This window comes from Cellulosimicrobium sp. Marseille-Q4280 (assembly GCF_943181405.1).
Classification (GTDB): Bacteria; Actinomycetota; Actinomycetes; order Actinomycetales; family Cellulomonadaceae; genus Cellulosimicrobium.
Genome location: NZ_CALPBY010000004.1, coordinates 199,619 through 217,585 on the forward strand (window position 1 = coordinate 199,619; position 17,967 = coordinate 217,585).

Consider the following 17,967-nt stretch of genomic DNA (forward strand, 5'->3'; position numbering starts at 1 on the left):
GCACGCCCTGGGGGTCGTTATCCGTCGGATAACGACCCCCAGGGCGTGTTCGGCGGTCGCGGTGACCGTGCCGTGGCGGTGCCTGCTCCGTGTCGGTGCCAGGGGCCGGTGCTCGTCAGGCCGGCAGCGCCGCCGTCGGTGCCCGTCAGGCCGGTGCGGCCTCCGCCGCGGCGCGTGCCGCTGCCGGGAAGGCGTCGACGATCCGCTGGACCGCCGCGTCGTCGTGCGCGGCCGAGACGAACCACGCCTCGAACACCGACGGCGGCAGGTTCACGCCCTGGTCGAGCATCGCGTGGAAGAACGCGCGGTACCGGAACGACTCCTGGGCCTGGGCCTGCGCGTAGTCGCGCACGCCCGCGCTCGCCGCGAGGTCGCCGAAGAACACCGAGAACAGCGACCCGGCGCGCTGGACGCGGTGCGCCACGCCCGCGGCGTCGAGGGCGTCGCCGACGGCCTTCGAGAGCACCGAGGCGACGCCGTCCACGCGCGCGTACACCGCGTCGTCGGCCAGGCGCAGCGTCGCGAGGCCCGCCGCGACGGCGACGGGGTTCCCGGACAGCGTGCCCGCCTGGTAGACCGGGCCGAGCGGCGCGAGCTGGTCCATGACCGCCGCCGGGCCGCCGACCGCGGCGACGGGCATCCCGCCGCCCACGACCTTGCCGAACGTGAAGAGGTCGGGCGTGTACCCGTCCGCTCCCTGGCTCCGCAGCACCGCGTTCTCCACGCCCCACCAACCGCTCGGGCCGACGCGGAAGCCCGTGAGCACCTCGTCGAGGACCAGGAGCGACCCGTGCGCGGCCGTGATGCGCCGCAGGCCCTCGTTGAACCCCTCCGCCGGCGGCACGACGCCCATGTTCGCGGGCGCCGCCTCCGTGATGACGGCCGCGATCTCCGAACCGCGCTCCGCGAACACCGCCTCGACCGCCGCGAGGTCGTTGTAGGGGAGCACGAGCGTCTCGGCCGCGCTCGCCTCGGTCACGCCCGCCGACCCGGGCAGCGCGAGCGTGGCGACGCCGGAGCCCGCCTCCGCGAGCAGCGCGTCGACGTGCCCGTGGTAGCAGCCGGCGAACTTCACGATCACGTCGCGACCCGTGACGCCGCGCGCGAGGCGGATCGCCGTCATGGTCGCCTCGGTGCCCGTGGACACGAGGCGCACGTGCTCCGCGGCGGGGACCCGACGACGGATCTCCTCGCCCAGCTCGACCTCGCCGAGCGTCGGTGCGCCGAACGACAGCCCGCGTGCCGCCGCCTCCTGCACCGCGGCGACCACCTCCGGGTGCGCGTGGCCCAGCAGCGCCGGGCCCCAGGAGCACACGAGGTCGACGTACTCGCGCCCCGCGACGTCGGTCACGTACGCGCCGCGCGCCGACGCGAGGAACCGCGGGTCGCCGCCCACCGACCCGTACGCGCGCACGGGCGAGCTCACGCCGCCCGGCAGCACGGCCTGCGCGCGCACGAACGCGGCGTGGTTGTCCGTCGCGGTGGTGGACGGCGCCACGGTCTCCGCGTGTGCGGCCGCCGCGACCCCGAACCCGGTCGACTCCGTCATCAGCGCGTCCCTCCGAACGTCTCGTCGCGCAGCCAGCCGGCGATCTCGGTGGCCCAGTAGGTGAGGATCACGTCCGCGCCGGCGCGCTTGATGCCGAGCACCGACTCCGTGACCGCGCCGCGGCGGTCGATCCAGCCGTTCGCCGCGGCGGCCTCGATCATCGCGTACTCGCCCGACACCTGGTACGCCGCGACCGGCACCGGCGACATCTCGGCGACCGCGGCCAGCACGTCGAGGTACGACCCCGCGGGCTTGACCATGACCATGTCGGCGCCCTCGGCGAGGTCCAGGTCCGCCTCGCGCAGACCCTCCCGCGCGTTGCCCGCGTCCATCTGGTACGTCCGGCGGTCGCCCTGCAGCGCGGAGTCGACGGCCTCGCGGAACGGCCCGTAGAACGCGCTCGCGTACTTGGCCGAGTAGGCGAGGATCCCGACGTCGGAGTATCCCGCGGCGTCGAGCGCCTCGCGGATCACGCCCACCTGGCCGTCCATCATGCCGGACGGGGCCACGACGTCCGCGCCCGCCCGTGCCTGCGCGACGGCCATCGACGCGTACCGCTCGAGCGTCGCGTCGTTGTCGACCACCATGACCTCGCGCGTACCGTCGTGTCGCCTCGCGAGCACGCCGCAGTGGCCGTGGTCCGTGAACTCGTCGAGGCACGTGTCGGCCATGACGACAGGGCCCGAACCACCACGGGCGCCGTCGGCGGCCTCCACCTCGCGCACGACGTCTCGTGAGAGCCGGATCGCGCGCTGCAGGATCCCGTCCTCGGCGTCCGCCTGGCTCCCGGTCGCGTCGCGCTCGGCCGGGATGCCGAAGAGCATCACGCCGCCGATCCCCGCACGGGCCGCGTCGCGCACCGCGCCGGCGAGCGTCGCCTCGGTGTGCTGCACGACGCCCGGCATCGACGAGATGGGGTGCGGCGCGTCGAGGCCTTCCTTGACGAAGAGCGGCAGCACGAGGTCAGCCGGGTGCAGACGCGTCTCGCCGACGAGCCGGCGCAGGCGCGGCGTCGTGCGCAGTCGGCGGGGCCGGTGGTGTCCGGGGGAGAGGGTCACGAAGGGTCTCCTGTGTCGGTGGGTCGGCCGGTCGTGTCAGGGTCAGGGACCACCGGGGTGACCTGTCGTCCTGACACGGTGGTGGTCAGCGGGGGATGTCAGGGCCAGGGGCCGCTGGAGTGATCGGTGCTCCTGACAGGACGGTGGTGAGCGCGGCGGCGAGCGCGTCGTCGGTCGGTCGGTCGGCCACCGCGTCGAGCCGCAGCCCGACGGCGCGCGCCGCCCGGGCCGTCGGCTCGCCGATCGCGACGGCCGCGACGTCGTCGCGCGGGCCGAGCTGCCGCGCGATCTCGCGGACGACGCTCCCCGAGGTGAGCACGACGGCGTCGACCTCGCCCGCGCGCCAGGCCGCGACGGCCTCAGGGGCGAGGTCGTGCGCGACCGTGCGGTAGACGGTGACGACGTGCGGGTCGTGACCGAGGTCGCGGAGCCCGTCGGCCATCGTCGGCGCGGCGAGGTCTCCCTGTGGCAGCAGGACGGTGCTCGCGGCCGGGTGCCGGTGCTCGAAGGCGGCGACGAGCCCGCGGGCGGAGTTCTCCGCCGGTTCCAGCTCGACCGTGACGCCGACGGCCTCGAGCGCGCGGCGCGTGGCCGGCCCGACGGCGGCCCAGCGGGCCGTGCGCGCGACGTCACCGAGGGGCGTGCCGAGACGCTCTGCGGCGGCGGCGAGCTCGTCGATCGCGTTGACGCTCGTGACCACGACCCAGCCGTAGCCGCCGTCGGCGAGGCGGGCGACGGCGTCGTCCACGGGTGCGGTGTCCTCGACGCGGGCGCGCTCGATGGCCGGGCTCACGAGGACCCGGGCGCCGGCGGCGCGCAGCGCCGAGGCGAGGGCGGCCGCCCGCTCGGGATCGCGCGGCACGAGGACGGTCCGGTCGGTCAGGGGGGCCGACTGGTCGCCGAACCCCGGGTTGTGCGTCGATCCGGGGGCTGAGGGGCGCTCAACCCGGGGTTCGGCACCGGGACCTGACGACGGGCCCGAGGCCGGCGGCTGGGCGGACGGGTCGACCGGAGGCGTCGGGACGACGGGTGCGGGGCCGCGCGACGGGTCGCGCAGGCGGCCGGGGCTCACGCGGGCTCCCCGCGGTAGCCGCCGTCGCGGAGCTGTTCGCGCGCCGCCTCGACCGCCGGGTCGGGGGCGTCCGTCACCGAGCCCCGCCCGGGGCCACCGGCGCCGGGGAGCGAGGACTCCGCGGTCCGTGCGGCGTCGGCAGGCGGCCCGAGAGGCGCGAGACGCCCGGCGCCGTCGGCGAGGAGCGCATCGGCGACGCGCTCGCCGAGCCGGAGCGCGACGTCGTCGCGCGCGGCTCGCAGGTCGCCGCCGGTCGCGGGCAGCAGCGCCCGCGCGGAGTGCGTGAGCTGCTCGACGCCGTCGACGCGCGCGACGACCGCCGTGAGGGTGACCTCGCCGCCGTCGACGAGCGCGTGGGCGCCGACCGGAGCCGCGCAGCCCGCCTCGAGGCGCGCGAGCAGGGCCCGCTCCGCGAGGACGGCGAGGCGCGTCGGCTCGTGGTCGAGGGCGTCGAGCGCCGCGGCGACGACCGGGTCGTCGAGCTCGGACGTGCGGACCTCGACGGCGAGGGCGCCCTGCCCGGCCGCGGGCGCCATGACCGTCGTGTCGATCACCTCGGTGACGGCGTCGAGCCGGCCGAGACGGGACAGGCCCGCGTAGGCGAGCACCACGGCGTCGAGGTCGGCGTCCTCCCCGTGGACCCGGCGCAGGCGCGTGTCGACGTTGCCGCGGATGTCGACGACGTCGAGGTCGGGCCGGACCGACCGCAGCTGCGCCGCCCGGCGCGGGGACCCGGTGCCGACGTGCGCGCCGCGCGGGAGGGTCGCGATCGTCAGGCCGTCGCGCGCGCACAGGGCGTCGCGCGGGTCCTCGCGCTCGGGCGTCACGACGGTCAGCCCGGGAGCGGGCGTCGTGGGGAGGTCCTTGAGCGAGTGCACCGCGACGTCGCAGCGGCCGTCGAGGAGCGCCTCGCGAAGAGCGGTGACGAAGACGCCCGTGCCGCCCATCTGGGCGAGGGACCCGGTCAGCACGTCGCCGTCGGTGCGGATCCGGACGGTCTCGATCGTCCGGCCCGTCAGCTCCTCGAGGCGTCGCGCGACGTGACCCGTCTGGGTGGTCGCGAGCGCGCTCCCGCGGGTGCCGACACGGATCACGTCGTGGCCCGTCGCGGGGCGCGTGTGGGTGCTGCTCACGGTCTCAGTGTCCTCCGTGCGGCGACGATCTCGAAATGCGCGCCGCGCCGACCGAGAATTTCCCCGCCCGCCGCGACGGCGGAGTGACGCGGTCCTGACGCCCGGTCACGACGATGCGGACAATGTGTCATCTTGCCCATTCCCGGTGCATTCCGGTGAGGATTGCCTCACACGTTTCGCGCGCATTCCTGGGCGTGCCCGACGACCGCCGCGAGCCCTGTCCCGGCGATCCACCCGCCGGTGACGCCGAGCCCCGGGACGTCGGCGACGCGGGCGGTGAACGCCGCGACCTCGCGCCGGTACGCCGGGGTCGGCGGGGGGAGCGCACCGTTCCACCGGGTCACGACGTGGCCGAGCACGCGGCCGTGCAGGTCGACGCCGAACAGGCGCGACGCGTCGGCGACGACCTGGTCCAGGTCGGGCTCCGTCGTCGCCCCCATCCGTCCGTAGCTGAGCCGCACCACGTGGTGACCCGGCCCGACGGCGTCGCGCACCCGCGCGCGCAGCCACGGCCACTTCGCGGTCGAGTGCGTCATGGCCTTGGCCTCGATGTCGGGGCGACGCGCCTCGCGCCCGGCGTCCCGGTGCGGCGGTGCGACGAGCATCCCGGTGCCGCGCGGGGCGTCGTCGAGCTCCGGCGCGCGCAGGAGCAGCGTGACGAGACGGACGTCCGCGCCCGGCTCGGGGTCGGGCAGCAGGTCCGCCGGGCCGCCGACGAGAGGACCCAGCGCGTCGACGACCGCGGGGGTGGTCACGACGAGCCGCGCAGCCACGAGCTCGACGGGTCCGTCGGGGCCGACCGCGCGCACGACCCAGTCGCCGAGACGGTCCGAGGCGTCCCGTCGGGCGAGGTCCACGACCTCGTGGCGCACGCGCACGTCGGCCTCGGCGGCGAGGGCTTCGACGAGGCGGTGCATCCCGCCGTCGATACCGCGCACCGCCGAGCCGGCCGGCGCGAGCGCCCGCAACGACGCGACGGCGCGGGCGAGCGACCCCTCGCGCTCGAACGCGGCGAGCAGGCCGGGCGCGACGGCGTCGACGTCGAGCCGGTCGAGCGGTGCCGAGTGGACGCCGCCCGCGACGGGTGCGACGAGCCGTTCGGTGACGCGCGTCCCCATGCGCGAGCGGGCGAACGACTCGAGCGTCGCCGTGTCGGTGAACCGCCGCGGCAGCACGCGGTCGAGGCCGGCGCGGAGCGAGCCCGCGACACCCACGGCCCGCCGCACGTCGGCGGCCCACGGGTGCGCCGGGATGCCGAGGACCCCGGCGCGCGGGAGCGGGAACGTGCGGCCCGCCGCGTAGCCCCACGCGGACGCGCCGGACGGCTCCACGACGCTCAGCCCGAGCGCGAGGGCCAGCTCGCCGACGGCCGTGCCGCGGGCGGCGAAGGACTCCGCGCCGACGTCGACCCGCAGGTCGTCCAGGCCGGGCAGGTGCGCCCCGCGCACCGGGCCGCCCGCCGTCGTGGCGGCCTCCAGCACGACGACGCGCAGCCCGCGCTCGCGCAGCGTCCGGGCTGCGGTGAGGCCGGCGATCCCGGCGCCGACGACGACCGCGTCCACGTCCTCGGGCCCGGGAGGACCGGCGGGACCGGGGGAGCGGGGAGTCGTCGGCGCGGCGCTCACCGGACCTCGACCCCTGAGGCCTGCACGGGCTCCGCGGCGCCCGCGGAGTGGACGAGCTCCACGACGCGCGTCAGGACCGTCGGGTCCGTGTCCGGCGGGACGCCGTGACCGAGGTTGGCGACGTGTCCGGGAGCCGCGGCGCCCCGCCGCAGGACGTCGAGCACGTGCGCCTCGAGGACGTCCCACGGCGCGGCGAGCAGCGCGGGGTCGATGTTGCCCTGGACGGGGACGGTGCCACCGAGCAGCTGCGCGGCCTCGTCGAGCGGCGTGCGGTAGTCGACGCCCACGACGACGTCGCGCACGCCGGCCGCGACGACGGCGTCGCGCATCGCGGGGAGCAGGTGCCCGGTCCCGGTGCCGAAGTGGACGACGGGCACGTCGAGGTCCGCGACGTGCGTCAGGGCGCGGGTGGAGGCCCCGGCGGCGCCGTGCGCGTAGTCCTCGAGCGAGAGGGACCCGGCCCACGAGTCGAAGAGCTGCGCGGCGCTGGCCCCCGCGGCGACCTGCGCGCGCAGGAACGTGCCGGCGAGGTCGGCCGCCCAGTCCACGAGGCGCTGCCACGTCTCGGGGTCGGACCGCAGCAGGGCGCGCGCCGCGAGGTGGTCGCGCGACGGGCGGCCCTCGACGAGGTAGGCCGCGAGCGTGAACGGCGCGCCGGCGAAGCCGATGAGCGGCGTGCTGCCGAGCGCGTCCACCGTCAGCCCGACGGCCTCGGTGATCGGCGCGAGGGCCTCGGGCGTCAGCTCGGCCTCGACGAGGCGCGCGACGTCGTCGGGCGTCCGGTACGCCTGACCCATGACCGGGCCGACGCCCGGCGCGATGTCGACCTCGACGCCTGCGAGGCGCAGCGGCACGACGATGTCGGAGAAGAAGATGGCGGCGTCGACGCCGTGGCGGCGGACCGGCTGGAGCGTGATCTCCGACGCCAGGTCGGGCCGCAGGCAGGAGTCGAGCATGCTCACGCCCTCGCGCGCCGCGCGGTACTCGGGGAGCGACCGGCCCGCCTGGCGCATGAACCACACCGGTGTGATTTCCGGCCTTTCCCCGGTGGTGCCCGCGCGCAGCGCCCGCACGAGCGGGGATTTCGCCGTACGGCCGTCGTGGAGCGGGTGGGCGGTGGAAAGCGCGACAGGAATCACAGCTACCGATTCTGCCTCTCTCCTGGGGGAATGATTAAATCGGAGGCACTGTGGCTCTTCTCTCTCTCACGGCCAGCCACCACGAGCTCGACCTCGACGCCCTGGAACGACTGTCCACCGGGGCCCAGTCGATCGGCGGTTCCGCGGTCTCGGCCTGCGACGTCATCACCGGTGCGGTGGTCCTGGCGACCTGCAACCGGTTCGAGCTGTACCTCGACGTCGACGCCCCGCTCGACGGCCCCGGCGTGCGGCACGCGACCGAGCACGTCGCCCGGCTCGTCGCGGAGGCCTCCGGCGTCGACGCCGTCGAGGCGGCGACGTCGTTCCGCGCCCGGGCCGGCAACGAGGTGGTCGAGCACCTCTTCGCGGTCGCCGCGGGCCTCGACTCGATGGTCGTCGGGGAGCGGGAGATCGCGGGCCAGGTCAAGCGCGCGCTCGAGGCCGCGCACGCCGACGGCGTGACGTCCTCGACGCTCGAGCTGCTGTTCCAGACGGCGTCGCGCACGTCGAAGCGTGTGAGCACCGAGACGGCACTCGGGGGCGCCGGGCGCTCGGTCGTCGCGCTCGGCCTGGAGCTCGCCGCGGCGGAGCTGCCGCCGTGGCACCAGGTCCGGACGGTCCTCATCGGCACCGGCTCCTACGCGGGCGCCAGCCTCGCCGCGCTGCGCGCGCTCGGGTGCGACGACGTCCGGGTCTACTCGCAGTCGGGGCGCGCCGAGGAGTTCGCGGCGGCGCGCGGCATCGAGCCGGTCGACGACCTCGTCGCCGCGCTCGAGGACGCCGACCTCGTCGTCTCGTGCAGCGGCGCGCGAGGCCGTGCCGTCGCCGAGGCCGCGGGTTCGCGGCGCGAGCAGGCCATCGAGCACGTGCTCGACGCCGCGTCCGTCGTGCGGGCGCGCGAGCGGGCCGCGGTCGCGGCGGGCGACGAGCCAGGGGCGCGGCCCACGGTCGTGCTCGACCTCGCCCTGCACCGCGACGTCGACCCGCACGTCGCCGACGTCGAGGGCGTGCTGCTCTACGACCTCGCGACGCTCGCCGCGCGCTCGCCCGCCGTCGCCTCGGACCTCGTCGCGCACGCGCGGTCGATTGTCGACGACGCGGCGCGCACCTTCGAGGAGACCCGGCTGGGCCGGGCCGCGGACACCGCGGTCGTCGCGCTCCTGCAGGACGCCGAGCGCCGCATCCGCGCCGAGGTCGACGACGTCGTCGCGCTGCGCCGCGCCGCGGGCGACGACCCGGGCGAGGACGAGGTCGAGGAGCTGGCGCGCGGCGTGCGCCGGCGCGTGCACGCCGACCTCCACCGGGCCATCGTCGCCGCGCGCGCGGAGGCGGTCGAGGCGTCGCGTGCCGCCGTCCGCGGGGTCGTCGCCGACGCCGAGGCCCTCATCGCGGAGGCCGACGCCGAGGTCGGCTGACAGTCGTCGTGCGGACGCGAGTCAGTCCCTGACCGGCTTCAGCACCAGCGCCGAGCCTCCACCGCGGCGCTGCGGCTCGGCGACGGCGGTCAGCAGCCCGTCCGGGCCTATCTGCACCGCCGTCGCCGCACCGATCTCCGCGGCGGAGGTGAACGAGTCGCCGGACGGCACGAGCGTGTGGCCGTACGCCTCGAGCCCCGGGCCGTATGTCTGGATGAACTCCGGCTCGGCGATGACGTCCGCGGTGTTGCGCTGGGTGGCGCGCGGCGCGGCGAGCGCCTCGTCGATCGGCATGCCCCGGTCGAGGTGGTTGGTCAGCGTCTGCAGCACCGTGGTGATGATGGTCGACCCGCCGGGGGAGCCGAGCGCCAGCACGGGCTCGCCGTCGCGCAGGACGAGCGTCGGTGCCATCGACGAGCGCGGTCGCTTGCCGGGCTCGATGCGGTTCGGGTCGTCGGCGTCCCACACGGTCGAGAAGTCGGTGAGCTCGTTGTTGAGCAGGAACCCGCGGCCGGGCACGACCATCCCGGACCCGCCGGTCTGCTCGATCGTCAGCGTGTACTCGACGACGTCTCCCCACCGGTCCACGACGGTGAGGTTCGTCGTCGAGACGTTCTCCGTGTCGTCGCGGTGCGGAGCGGCCGTCTCGCCGCACGCGGCGTCGAACGCGTCGACGTCGCCGGCCGCGACGGGCTTGGGCGCGGCGGCCTCCGGGTCGACGAGGCACGCGCGAGAGGCCGCGAACTCGTCGGAGAGCAGGGTGTCGAGCGGGACGTCGACGAACGCAGCGTCGCCCAGGTACGCGCCGCGGTCGGCGAACGCGAGGGCGCTGGCCTCGAGGTAGTGGTGCAGGTACGCGCTGTCCGACATGCCGGCGAGGTCGAACGTCTCCAGGATGTTCAGCGCCTCGCCCACGGTGGAGCCGCCGCTCGACGGTGGCGCCATGCCGTAGACGTCGTACCCGCGGTAGTCGGAGACGGTCGGGTCCTGCACCAGGGCCTCGTAGTCGTCGAGGTCGTCGAGGTCGAGGTATCCGGGCGGCACGGGCAGGTCGGTGTCCGGGCTGGTCTGCGGGTCCTGCACGGCGCGGACCATCTCGCGGGCGAGGCGTCCCTCGTAGAAGGCGTCGGTGCCGCGCAGCGCGAGCAGGGTGTACGTCTTCGCGAGGTCGACGTTGCGGAACCGGGTCCCCACGCGCGGGGCGTCGCCGCGCGGCAGGAACAGCTCGGCCGACGCGGGGAAGGCGGCGAAGCGCTCGGCGTTGTCGAGCGTCTGTTGGCGGAACGTCTCGTCGACGACGAAGCCGCGCAGGGCGAGCGCGGTGGCGGGCTGCAACGCCTTGCCCAGCGAGTAGGTCCCCCACTCGTCCAGCGCGGTCTCCCAGGTGGCCGGCGTGCCGGGCGTGCCGACGGAGACGCCGCTGGTGACGAGCTCCGGGGTGAACGGGTAGGGCGCGTTCGTCTCCGGGTCGATGAACGCGTCGCGCGGCATGTCCGCCGGCGCCGTCTCACGCCCGTCGATCGTGGACACCGCGCCCGTCCCCGCGTCGTAGTGCAGGAAGAAGCCGCCGCCCCCGATCCCGGCGCTGTACGGCTCGGTGACGCCGAGGGCGGCCGCGGTGGCCACGGCGGCGTCGACGGCGTTCCCGCCGCGACGCAGCACGTCGAGACCCACCCGGCTGGCCTCCGGGTCGACGGTGCTGACGGCACCCCCGTACCCGACGGCGGTCGGGACCTTCTCCCACCGGTCATGCCACCCGCCGTGCCACCCCCCGTGCGATCGGCTGTCGGTGCCGTGGCCGGCATCGTCGGTGGTCGCGGAGGCGCTGCCGGCGACGGCGGTCGTCGCGGCGAGCGTCGCGGCGGCGACCGCGGCGATGGCTCGGGCGCCGGGACGAGCCCGACCGGTACTGCGGTGGCCGGAGCTACAGGGGCCGGGACGGACGGAGCTGCGGTGGTCCATGGTCGTCTTCCCTCGGTGAGCAGGGATCCTCATCCCCCACCGTCGCGCAGGGCGGCGGACCTCGCGCGCTGAGCCCTCCCCCACGGGCGGTCCGGCGCGAGTAGCCTCGGTGCTCGTGACGACCACGGACTCGACCGGCCGCCCGACGACGCGCCTCGGCGTCCTCGACATCGGTTCCAACACCGTGCACCTCGCCGTGGTCGACGCGGCCTACGCCGCTCGGCCCGTCCAGGCCGCGGGAGCGCGGACGGTCGTGCGGATCATGCGCTACCTGCAGCCGGACGGGGCGCTCTCGGACGAGGGCGTCGCCGCGATGCTCGCCGCGGTCGACGACGCGATGGCGCTCGCCCGGAAGTCTGCGGTCGACGAGATGCTGCCCATGGCGACGTCAGCGCTGCGCGACGCGACGAACGGCGGCGAGATCCTCGCCGCGATCGGCGAACGCGTCGGGCAGCCCGTGCGCGTCCTGTCGGGCGAGGACGAGTCGCGCCTCACGTTCCTCGCCGCGCGCCGCTGGGCGGGCTGGGGCGCAGGGCGGCTCCTGGTCCTCGACATCGGTGGTGGCTCTCTCGAGATCGCGTCGGGAGTGGACGAGGAGCCGGATCTCGCGGCGTCGCTCCCGCTCGGCGCGGGCCGGATGACCATGGCGTTCCTGCCCGGCGACCCGCCGGCCCCGGACGACGTCGACGCGCTGCGTCAGCACGTGCGCGCGACGCTCGCCCGGACGGCTGCCGCCTTCAAGGCGCTGCCCGCTCCCGACCACGTCGTCGCGACGTCGAAGACGTTCCGGTCCCTCGCGCGGCTCGCGGGCATGCAGGTCGACGTCGTCGGGCCCGACGAGCGCTGGCGCATGCGGCGCTCGCAGCTCGCCGACTGGGTGCCGCGTCTCGCGCGCCTCACGGCCGAGGGGCGGACCGCCCTGCCGGGCGTGACGCCCGAGCGGACCTTCCAGATCGTCGCGGGAGGAGTCGTCGCGGTCGAGACCATGCGCGCGCTGGGCGTCGACGAGCTGGAGATCTGCCCCTGGGCGCTGCGCGAGGGCGCGATCCTGCGGCGCCTCGACCACATCTGACGACTCTCACGCGCTCCAGCGCGGTGGGTCCGACCCCCACGCGTGCGCCGGTGCCGGGTAGTCGTCGACCCGCTCGCCACCGATCGCGCCGGGCGCGGGGCGCGCGGTGACCAGCTCGACCTCTCGGCCGTCCAGCGGCACCCGGTGCCCGACGACGCACCGCGCCCCGGGCGTCCGCGCCGCGCCGTGCCCGGGGTCGCGCCCGGGCGCCGCGAGCAGCGCCGTCGCGGTGCGGGCCAGCACGCCGTCGACGTCGCGGCCGTGCCCGTCCGCAGCCCGGTCGGCGAGGGCGTCGACGACGGCCGCCGCGACGAGGTACCCGGTCGCGTGGTCGAGCGCCTGGGCCGGGAGCGCGCCCGGCGACACACCGTCCGGCGCCGCGTCGGCGGGCGGGCCGGCCGTGCCGTCGCGCGAGCCCTCGACGAGCGCGATCCCGCTCGCGGCCTGGACGATCGAGTCGAACCCCCTCCGCCCGGACCACGGACCGTCGTCCCACGCCGCGACCCGGGCCCGGACTGCTCCGTCGGGGAGCCGGAGCCCGAGCGCCTCGACCGCGCCCGGCCGGTAGCCCGTGACGAGCACGTCCGCGCCGTCGAGCAGCTCCTGGGCGCGCGCGAGGTCGCCGGCGTCGCGGAGGTCGAGCAGCGTCGACCGCTTGCCCTGCCCGCTGTCGAGGTGCTGCCAGCCGATCTCCGGCAGCCCCCGGGGGTCCACGCGCAGCACGTCGGCGCCGAGCAGCGCGAGCGTGCGCGTCGCGACCGGTCCCGCGATCACGCGCGTCAGGTCGAGCACGCGGACGCCGGCCAGCGGGCGGGGTCCGCGCCCGAGCGCGCGGCCCGGCCCGACGTCGTCCCGGACCTCCGTCCGCACGGGCACCGCGGAGCCCGCACCGCGGCCCGCGCACGCGCCCCACTCCGCCTCCGTGCGCACGCGTGCCGCGACGGCACCGGCGTCCCCGGCGGCGACCTCCACGTCCTGCGCTGACCACCGCCCGACGCGGTCGATCAGCGCGTCGCGCGCCGCGTCGTCGGGCAGCCCGAGGAGGTGGAGCAGTCGCTCCCGGTGGTGGGGGTAGTTGGCGTGCGTGCGTACCCAGCCGTCGGACGCTCGGAAGAAGCCGGACATCGGGGCGAACCCGTCGACCGGTGCCCCGTCCACCCGCAGCAGGCGGTCGCTGGTGAACGCCGCGGCGACGCGCTCCGGGTCGGGTGGCGCGCTCGGAGCTGCGCCGGTTGCTCGCGCGACGGCGTCGCCCACGGCGCGGACCGAGCCCACGGCGAGCGCGAGCACGGGCAGCGTGGCAGCGAGGAACCCGTGCGCGCCCGACGACGCCGTCCCGTCCACGGGACGACCGTATGACAGGCCTCCCGCCGCGGCACCCGGGTAGGGGGCCTGGACAGCCGTCCACGTGGTGCTCCCACCCCCGCGAACGTACCGTGCTGCAGAGGGTGTCAATCCGACACGCCGGGATGGTCATGATTTCTCAGCAGGGGGCAGGTATGGGAAGGATCGTCAGGGGCTGGGGCGGCAGGGCGCGGATCGCGATGGCTGTCGCGCTCGCGACAGGGCTCGGCTCGCTCCTCGTGGCGCCGGCGGCGAGCGCCGCGAGCTCGGTGGTGTCGCCGCTGGGCGCGCGGACGTACTCGCTGTCGTCGTACTACGGGCCGCGGTGCATGCCGGTCGCGAACGCCTCGACGTGGCACCTGGGACAGGACATGGGGGCGGCGTCGGGCACGCGGATCAACGCGGTCGCCGCCGGGACCGTGCTCAAGGCCGGTGCCGTGAGCGGGTTCGGGCAGTGGGTGGTCGTCAAGCACACGATCGCCGGGAAGCCGGTGTCGACGGTCTACGGCCACGTGATCGACGGCGACCGGTACGTGCGCGCCGGGCAGAAGGTCGCCGCCGGCCAGCGGATCGCGGACGTCGGGTCGACGGGCACGTCGACCTCGCCGCACCTGCACCTCGAGGTGTGGAACGGGACCTACGGGTCGGGCGCGACGCACGCCGACCCGCTGCCCTTCCTGCAGGCCCGGGGGATCGACCTCGCGAAGAGCGCGACGCGCGTCGCGACCCGCACGACGCCGTCGTCGTGCACGTACTACGCGAACGCGAACGTCAACCTCCGGGCCGCGGCGAGCGGGTCGGCCGCGGTCCTCGCCGTGGTGCCGCGGTCGGCGAAGGTGGTCGCCAAGCCCGGTGACGGCTCAGGCTCCTGGCGCAGGGTCACGTACGGCTCGCGCACGGGCTGGGTCTCGGCGGCGTACGTCGGCCCGAACAAGCCCGCGGCGACCGCCGCCCCCGTGTCGCGACCCGCTGCGACGCGGTACGTCACGGCGACCTCGCTCAACCTGCGGGCGCAGGCGACGACCTCCTCCGCGGTCCTCGCGCGGCTTGCGAAGGGGGCGAAGCTCTCCGTGCTGTCGACGTCCGGGAGCTGGCTCAAGGTCACGACCGCGGGCCGGACCGGCTGGGTCTCGGCGCAGTACACGACGACGACCGCCCCGACGGCGAGCGCGCCGAAGCCCGCGCCCCCGAAGGCGGCGACGTCGTACGTGACGGCGTCGGTGCTCAACCTGCGGGCCGCGCCGACGACGTCCTCGGCCGTCGTCGCGAAGCTCGCCCGGGGGACGGCGATCAAGCACGCGGGGACGGCCTCGAAGGGCTGGCTCAAGGTCACGGTGGGAACGCGGACGGGTTACGTCTCGACGGCGTACCTGTCCGCGACGAAGCCGCGCTGACCCTGCCCGACGGCGCGTGGTGCACCCAGCGACCACGCGCCGTCGGAGGCCCTCCTCGCGCGGCCCCAGTTCCGGCGAGGAGGAACCGCCCCCGGCGGGCCGGGGGCGGAGCTCGTCAGACCGAGCGGACGCGGCTCGGCCGGGACTCGTTCCACAGGCGGTCGAGCGCGGTCACCGCGTACGTGTACGTCGTCCCCGCGACGGCCGTGCCGTCGGTCCAGTCCTGGACGACGTGCCCGCTGCTGCGGACGGTCGCCACCAGGTTGACGGGGTCCTCCACGTCGATCGCGCGCGCGTCGCCCTCGACACGATAGACGGCGAACGACGTCGCCGCCGTCCGGCGCGGCCCCGCGTCGTTCCAGTGGAGACGGACGCCGTCGGCCGCCCACCGCGCGGTCGTGAGCACGGGAACGCGCACGCGGGTCCCGGGCAGGTGCGGCATCGCCGGGACGAGCGCGGGGTGGCGGTAGTGGTCGTCGCGCACGCGCGTCATCGAGCCCTGCGGATCCGCCGGGACGTGCTTGGCGGAGAACCAGACGTTGCCCAGCACGGGGTGCTCCTGCTCCTGGCAGAACGTCAGGTGGTTCGACAGCTCGGCCGGGTCCGTGAACACGCCCGACGTCACCTTGTACAGCGCCTCGCCGACGTAGAGCTGCGTCCCGGACTGCGCGGCGACCTCGGCCCACCATGGGACGAGCTTCGCGTAGTCGGCGACGGCGAGGCCGAGCTGCCAGTAGATCTGCGGGTTGATGTAGTCGAGCCAGCCCTCGAGGACCCACTTGCGCGTGTCGGCGAACTGCATGTCGTAGGACTGCGACCCGCCCGTCTCGGAACCGCGCGGGTCGGTCGACGCGTTGCGCCAGATGCCGAACGGGCTGATGCCGAACTTGACCCACGGCTTGGTCTGCTTGATGCGCTCGGAGATGCTGCGGACGAACTCGTCGACGTTGTGCCGGCGCCAGTCCTCGACGCGGTCGAACCCGCTGCCGTGCGTCGCGAAGGTCGCGGCGTCGGGGATGGTCTGGCCCGCGACGGCGTACGGGTAGAAGTAGTCGTCGAAGTGGACGCCGTCGATGTCGTAGTTCTCGACGCTGTGCAGGATCGCGGTCTTGATGTGCTCCTGGGCCTCGGGCAGGCCCGGGTCGAAGTACAGCTTGCCGCCGTAGGCCCAGACCCACTCCGGGTGCTGCCGCGCCGGGTGCTCGGGCACGAGCTGGGACAGGTCGGCCTGCATGGAGACGCGGTACGGGTTGTACCAGGCGTGGATCTCGAGGTTGCGCCGGTGGCACTCCTCGACGACGAACGCGAGCGGGTCGTAGCCGGGGTCCTGGCCCTGCGTGCCCGTGAGGTACTGCGACCACGGCTCGTGCGGGCTCGGCCAGAACGCGTCGGCGGTGGGGCGCACCTGGACGAACACGGCGTTGAGGCGGAAGTCGCGCGCGACGTCGAGCCAGTGCAGGAACTCGGCTCTCTGCTGCTCCGCGGAGAGCCCGGCCGCGGACGGCCAGTCGATGTTCACGACGCTCGAGATCCACATCGCGCGCAGCTCGCGCTTGCGCGGGGCGGGGATGCCCGACGCCGCGGCGCGGGCCGTGCCGGCGGGTGCGGTGAGCGCGGCGGCCGGGGCGAGGGAGCCGACCGTCACGGTGAGCGTGCTGGCCGCGACGCCGGCGGTGGCGAGCGTGAGGAACTGGCGGCGGCCGACACCGGGGGCTCCTGCTCCCGACAGGTGTCCGGGTCCGGGCGAGGACGGGGTGGGGGCTTCGAGCGTCATTGCTGTGCTCCTCCGGGTCGATCATGGTGTATGGAAGATACTTTCACAGTGATGCGCAACTGTGAAGACTTCTACCGGCCGCTGCTTGTGGGGAACTTGCGGGGAAGGGGTACTTTGCGCTGGGGGAGCGCCTGGGTGCTGCCTGGTCCTGTATCCTCCGGTCGTGACTACAAAGCCTGTCTTGTCGGTGGGTCGAGTGTTCGTGCCAGGTGGAAAGCCCACGATTACATATGTTCCTCGTGAGGAATTGAATCTCGAGAAGCGCATCGATGAGTTCCTTGGCGAGCGCGGCAAGGTGTTGTCCATCTCCGGCCCGACGAAGACCGGGAAGACCGTGTTGCTTCGAAGCCGTATCGAATCAGCAATCTGGCTCTCGGGCGGCACGATTTCGTCGGTGCAAGATTTCTGGGATGGGCTGGCTGACGAGCTTGGTTTATATACTGAACTCACCACTTCCGGCGACCTGAGCCACACGGAGACCATAGCGGGCGGTGCCAGCTTGGACGCTGCCGTGGTGAAGGCAGATGTCACGGGTTCGGACGCGACCACGCGTTCAAAGGGGCAAGTGTGGGGTAGGTCTCGCAGTGCTCGAAATGTGGCGAGAGAGCGAATTCGCGCAGATCCGTGGGAAGTTGCGATCGTGATCGACGACTTCCACTACGTTCCGCAAGGCGTACAGCTCGAAATTATCCGCGGCATGAAAGACCTCGTTTTCGACGGGCTGGCGCTGATCGTTGTCGCAGTTCCCCATCGCGCGTATGACGTCGTGCGGGTCGAAAAGGAGATGACAGGCCGTGTAGCGCAATTGGAGGTCGGTTTCTGGGACGACGGGGATCTCCGGGAGATTGCTGATCGCGGGTTCGACGCACTCAACGTGTCGGATGAGAATGGTCTGATTTCTCGACTGGTCGATGAGGCCTTCCAAAGCCCACACCTGATGCAGGAGTTCTGTCGTGAGTTGTGCAAGCTGAACGGCGTGACCGAGACATCCGATGGCATGGCGGTGCTCGAGGCGCCCGACTGGGACGACTTCTTCGCCCGGCTGGCGCCGGATACGTCGAAGGCGGCATTCGACCTGCTGGCTCGCGGCCCTCGCCAACGCTCAGATCGAAAGGCGCGGACACTCGCGGCGGGCGGCGAGACGGACATCTATGGCGCTGTCCTGCGAGCGATTGCTAAGACCGGGCCTCTCACCGCGCTCACATACGAGCAACTACGGGGTTCTTTGCGAGAAGTGCTGGCAGAAGATGCGCCCCAGCGGCACGAAGTGACGCGCGTGCTTGAAGAAATGGCGAAGATTGCCAAGGAGCAAATCGAGGGAGAGCCGGTAGTCGACTACGATAACGAACTGGCGACGCTCCATATCTCGGACCCCTATTTTGCATACTGGCTCCGCTGGGGTACGCACAACCAAGAGTCGTAGTCTGCAG

The 17,967-nt window shown here is 74.4% G+C and carries 13 protein-coding genes; 4 read left to right on the plus strand and 9 right to left on the minus strand.

What is annotated here, in order from left to right; genetic code table 11:
* Positions 1-145: 145 nt before the first annotated feature.
* The 6 genes from hemL to hemE all read right to left on the minus strand — a co-directional run bounded on the left by hemL (position 146) and on the right by hemE (position 7,576).
* Entirely contained in the window at positions 146-1,549 is a 1,404-nt protein-coding gene (gene hemL, locus NFS20_RS12280) for a glutamate-1-semialdehyde 2,1-aminomutase (RefSeq protein WP_251152071.1), read from the minus strand.
* Positions 1,549-2,607 carry a porphobilinogen synthase gene (gene hemB, locus NFS20_RS12285; protein WP_251152072.1) on the minus strand — a complete coding sequence of 353 codons (1,059 nt, stop codon included), beginning with the start codon at positions 2,605-2,607 and terminating at the stop codon, positions 1,549-1,551. Before hemB ends, hemL begins: the two co-directional genes overlap by 1 nt.
* Before the next feature lie 85 nt (positions 2,608-2,692).
* Positions 2,693-3,679 (minus strand): uroporphyrinogen-III synthase, encoded by a 987-nt coding sequence (locus NFS20_RS12290; RefSeq protein WP_251152073.1) that lies wholly within the window; start codon positions 3,677-3,679, stop codon positions 2,693-2,695.
* The gene (gene hemC / locus NFS20_RS12295; protein ID WP_353050452.1) at positions 3,676-4,812 is read right to left on the minus strand and encodes a hydroxymethylbilane synthase; all 1,137 of its coding nucleotides are present in this window, start codon (positions 4,810-4,812) and stop codon (positions 3,676-3,678) included. Before hemC ends, NFS20_RS12290 begins: the two co-directional genes overlap by 4 nt.
* Before the next feature lie 167 nt (positions 4,813-4,979).
* On the minus strand, positions 4,980-6,437 hold the full coding sequence (locus NFS20_RS12300; RefSeq protein ID WP_285821130.1) for a protoporphyrinogen/coproporphyrinogen oxidase: 1,458 nt from the start codon (positions 6,435-6,437) through the stop codon (positions 4,980-4,982).
* Positions 6,434-7,576, minus strand: a complete 1,143-nt coding sequence (gene hemE / locus NFS20_RS12305; protein ID WP_251152074.1) for a uroporphyrinogen decarboxylase — start codon at positions 7,574-7,576, stop codon at positions 6,434-6,436. The genes NFS20_RS12300 and hemE overlap by 4 nt, the downstream gene beginning before the upstream one ends.
* 50 nt (positions 7,577-7,626) lie before the next feature.
* Here hemE and NFS20_RS12310 point away from each other — a divergent pair, with 50 nt between their 5' ends.
* Positions 7,627-8,991: a glutamyl-tRNA reductase gene (locus NFS20_RS12310; RefSeq protein ID WP_251152075.1), complete on the plus strand. Its 1,365-nt coding sequence runs from the start codon at positions 7,627-7,629 to the stop codon at positions 8,989-8,991.
* Between the two features lie 21 nt (positions 8,992-9,012).
* Here NFS20_RS12310 and ggt read toward each other — a convergent pair whose 3' ends face one another.
* Complete coding sequence (gene ggt, locus NFS20_RS12315) at positions 9,013-10,953, minus strand: gamma-glutamyltransferase (RefSeq protein WP_502800815.1); 1,941 nt, start codon at positions 10,951-10,953, stop codon at positions 9,013-9,015.
* A 115-nt stretch (positions 10,954-11,068) separates the two neighbouring features.
* Between ggt and NFS20_RS12320 the strand changes: the two genes are divergently transcribed.
* Positions 11,069-12,025: a Ppx/GppA family phosphatase gene (locus tag NFS20_RS12320; protein ID WP_251152076.1), complete on the plus strand. Its 957-nt coding sequence runs from the start codon at positions 11,069-11,071 to the stop codon at positions 12,023-12,025.
* Positions 12,026-12,031: 6 nt separating this feature from the next.
* On the opposite strand, the gene NFS20_RS12325 is transcribed toward NFS20_RS12320, so the two are convergent.
* Positions 12,032-13,369 carry a CoA transferase gene (locus NFS20_RS12325; RefSeq protein ID WP_251152077.1) on the minus strand — a complete coding sequence of 446 codons (1,338 nt, stop codon included), beginning with the start codon at positions 13,367-13,369 and terminating at the stop codon, positions 12,032-12,034.
* Between the two features lie 155 nt (positions 13,370-13,524).
* On the opposite strand from NFS20_RS12325, the gene NFS20_RS12330 reads away from it, so the two are divergent.
* Positions 13,525-14,763, plus strand: a complete 1,239-nt coding sequence (locus NFS20_RS12330) for an SH3 domain-containing protein (RefSeq protein ID WP_251152078.1) — start codon at positions 13,525-13,527, stop codon at positions 14,761-14,763.
* A gap of 115 nt (positions 14,764-14,878) precedes the next feature.
* Here the strand turns inward: NFS20_RS12330 and NFS20_RS12335 are convergent, their stop codons facing one another.
* On the minus strand, positions 14,879-16,537 hold the full coding sequence (locus NFS20_RS12335) for a glycoside hydrolase family 10-like protein (RefSeq protein WP_251152079.1): 1,659 nt from the start codon (positions 16,535-16,537) through the stop codon (positions 14,879-14,881).
* A gap of 163 nt (positions 16,538-16,700) precedes the next feature.
* On the opposite strand from NFS20_RS12335, the gene NFS20_RS12340 reads away from it, so the two are divergent.
* A complete protein-coding gene (locus NFS20_RS12340; RefSeq protein WP_251152080.1) occupies positions 16,701-17,960 on the plus strand; it encodes a hypothetical protein in 1,260 nt (419 codons plus the stop codon).
* The last annotated feature ends 7 nt before the right edge of the window (positions 17,961-17,967 follow it).

What these genes read in the sequence shown, in the direction of transcription:
- hemL (WP_251152071.1), bottom strand. Translation starts at nt 1,549, where the DNA reads ATGACGGAGTCGACCGGGTTCGGGGTCGCGGCGGCCGCACACGCGGAG.
- ggt (WP_502800815.1), bottom strand. Translation starts at nt 10,953, where the DNA reads ATGGACCACCGCAGCTCCGTCCGTCCCGGCCCCTGTAGCTCCGGCCAC.
- NFS20_RS12330 (WP_251152078.1), top strand. Translation starts at nt 13,525, where the DNA reads ATGGGAAGGATCGTCAGGGGCTGGGGCGGCAGGGCGCGGATCGCGATG.
- NFS20_RS12335 (WP_251152079.1), bottom strand. Translation starts at nt 16,537, where the DNA reads ATGACGCTCGAAGCCCCCACCCCGTCCTCGCCCGGACCCGGACACCTG.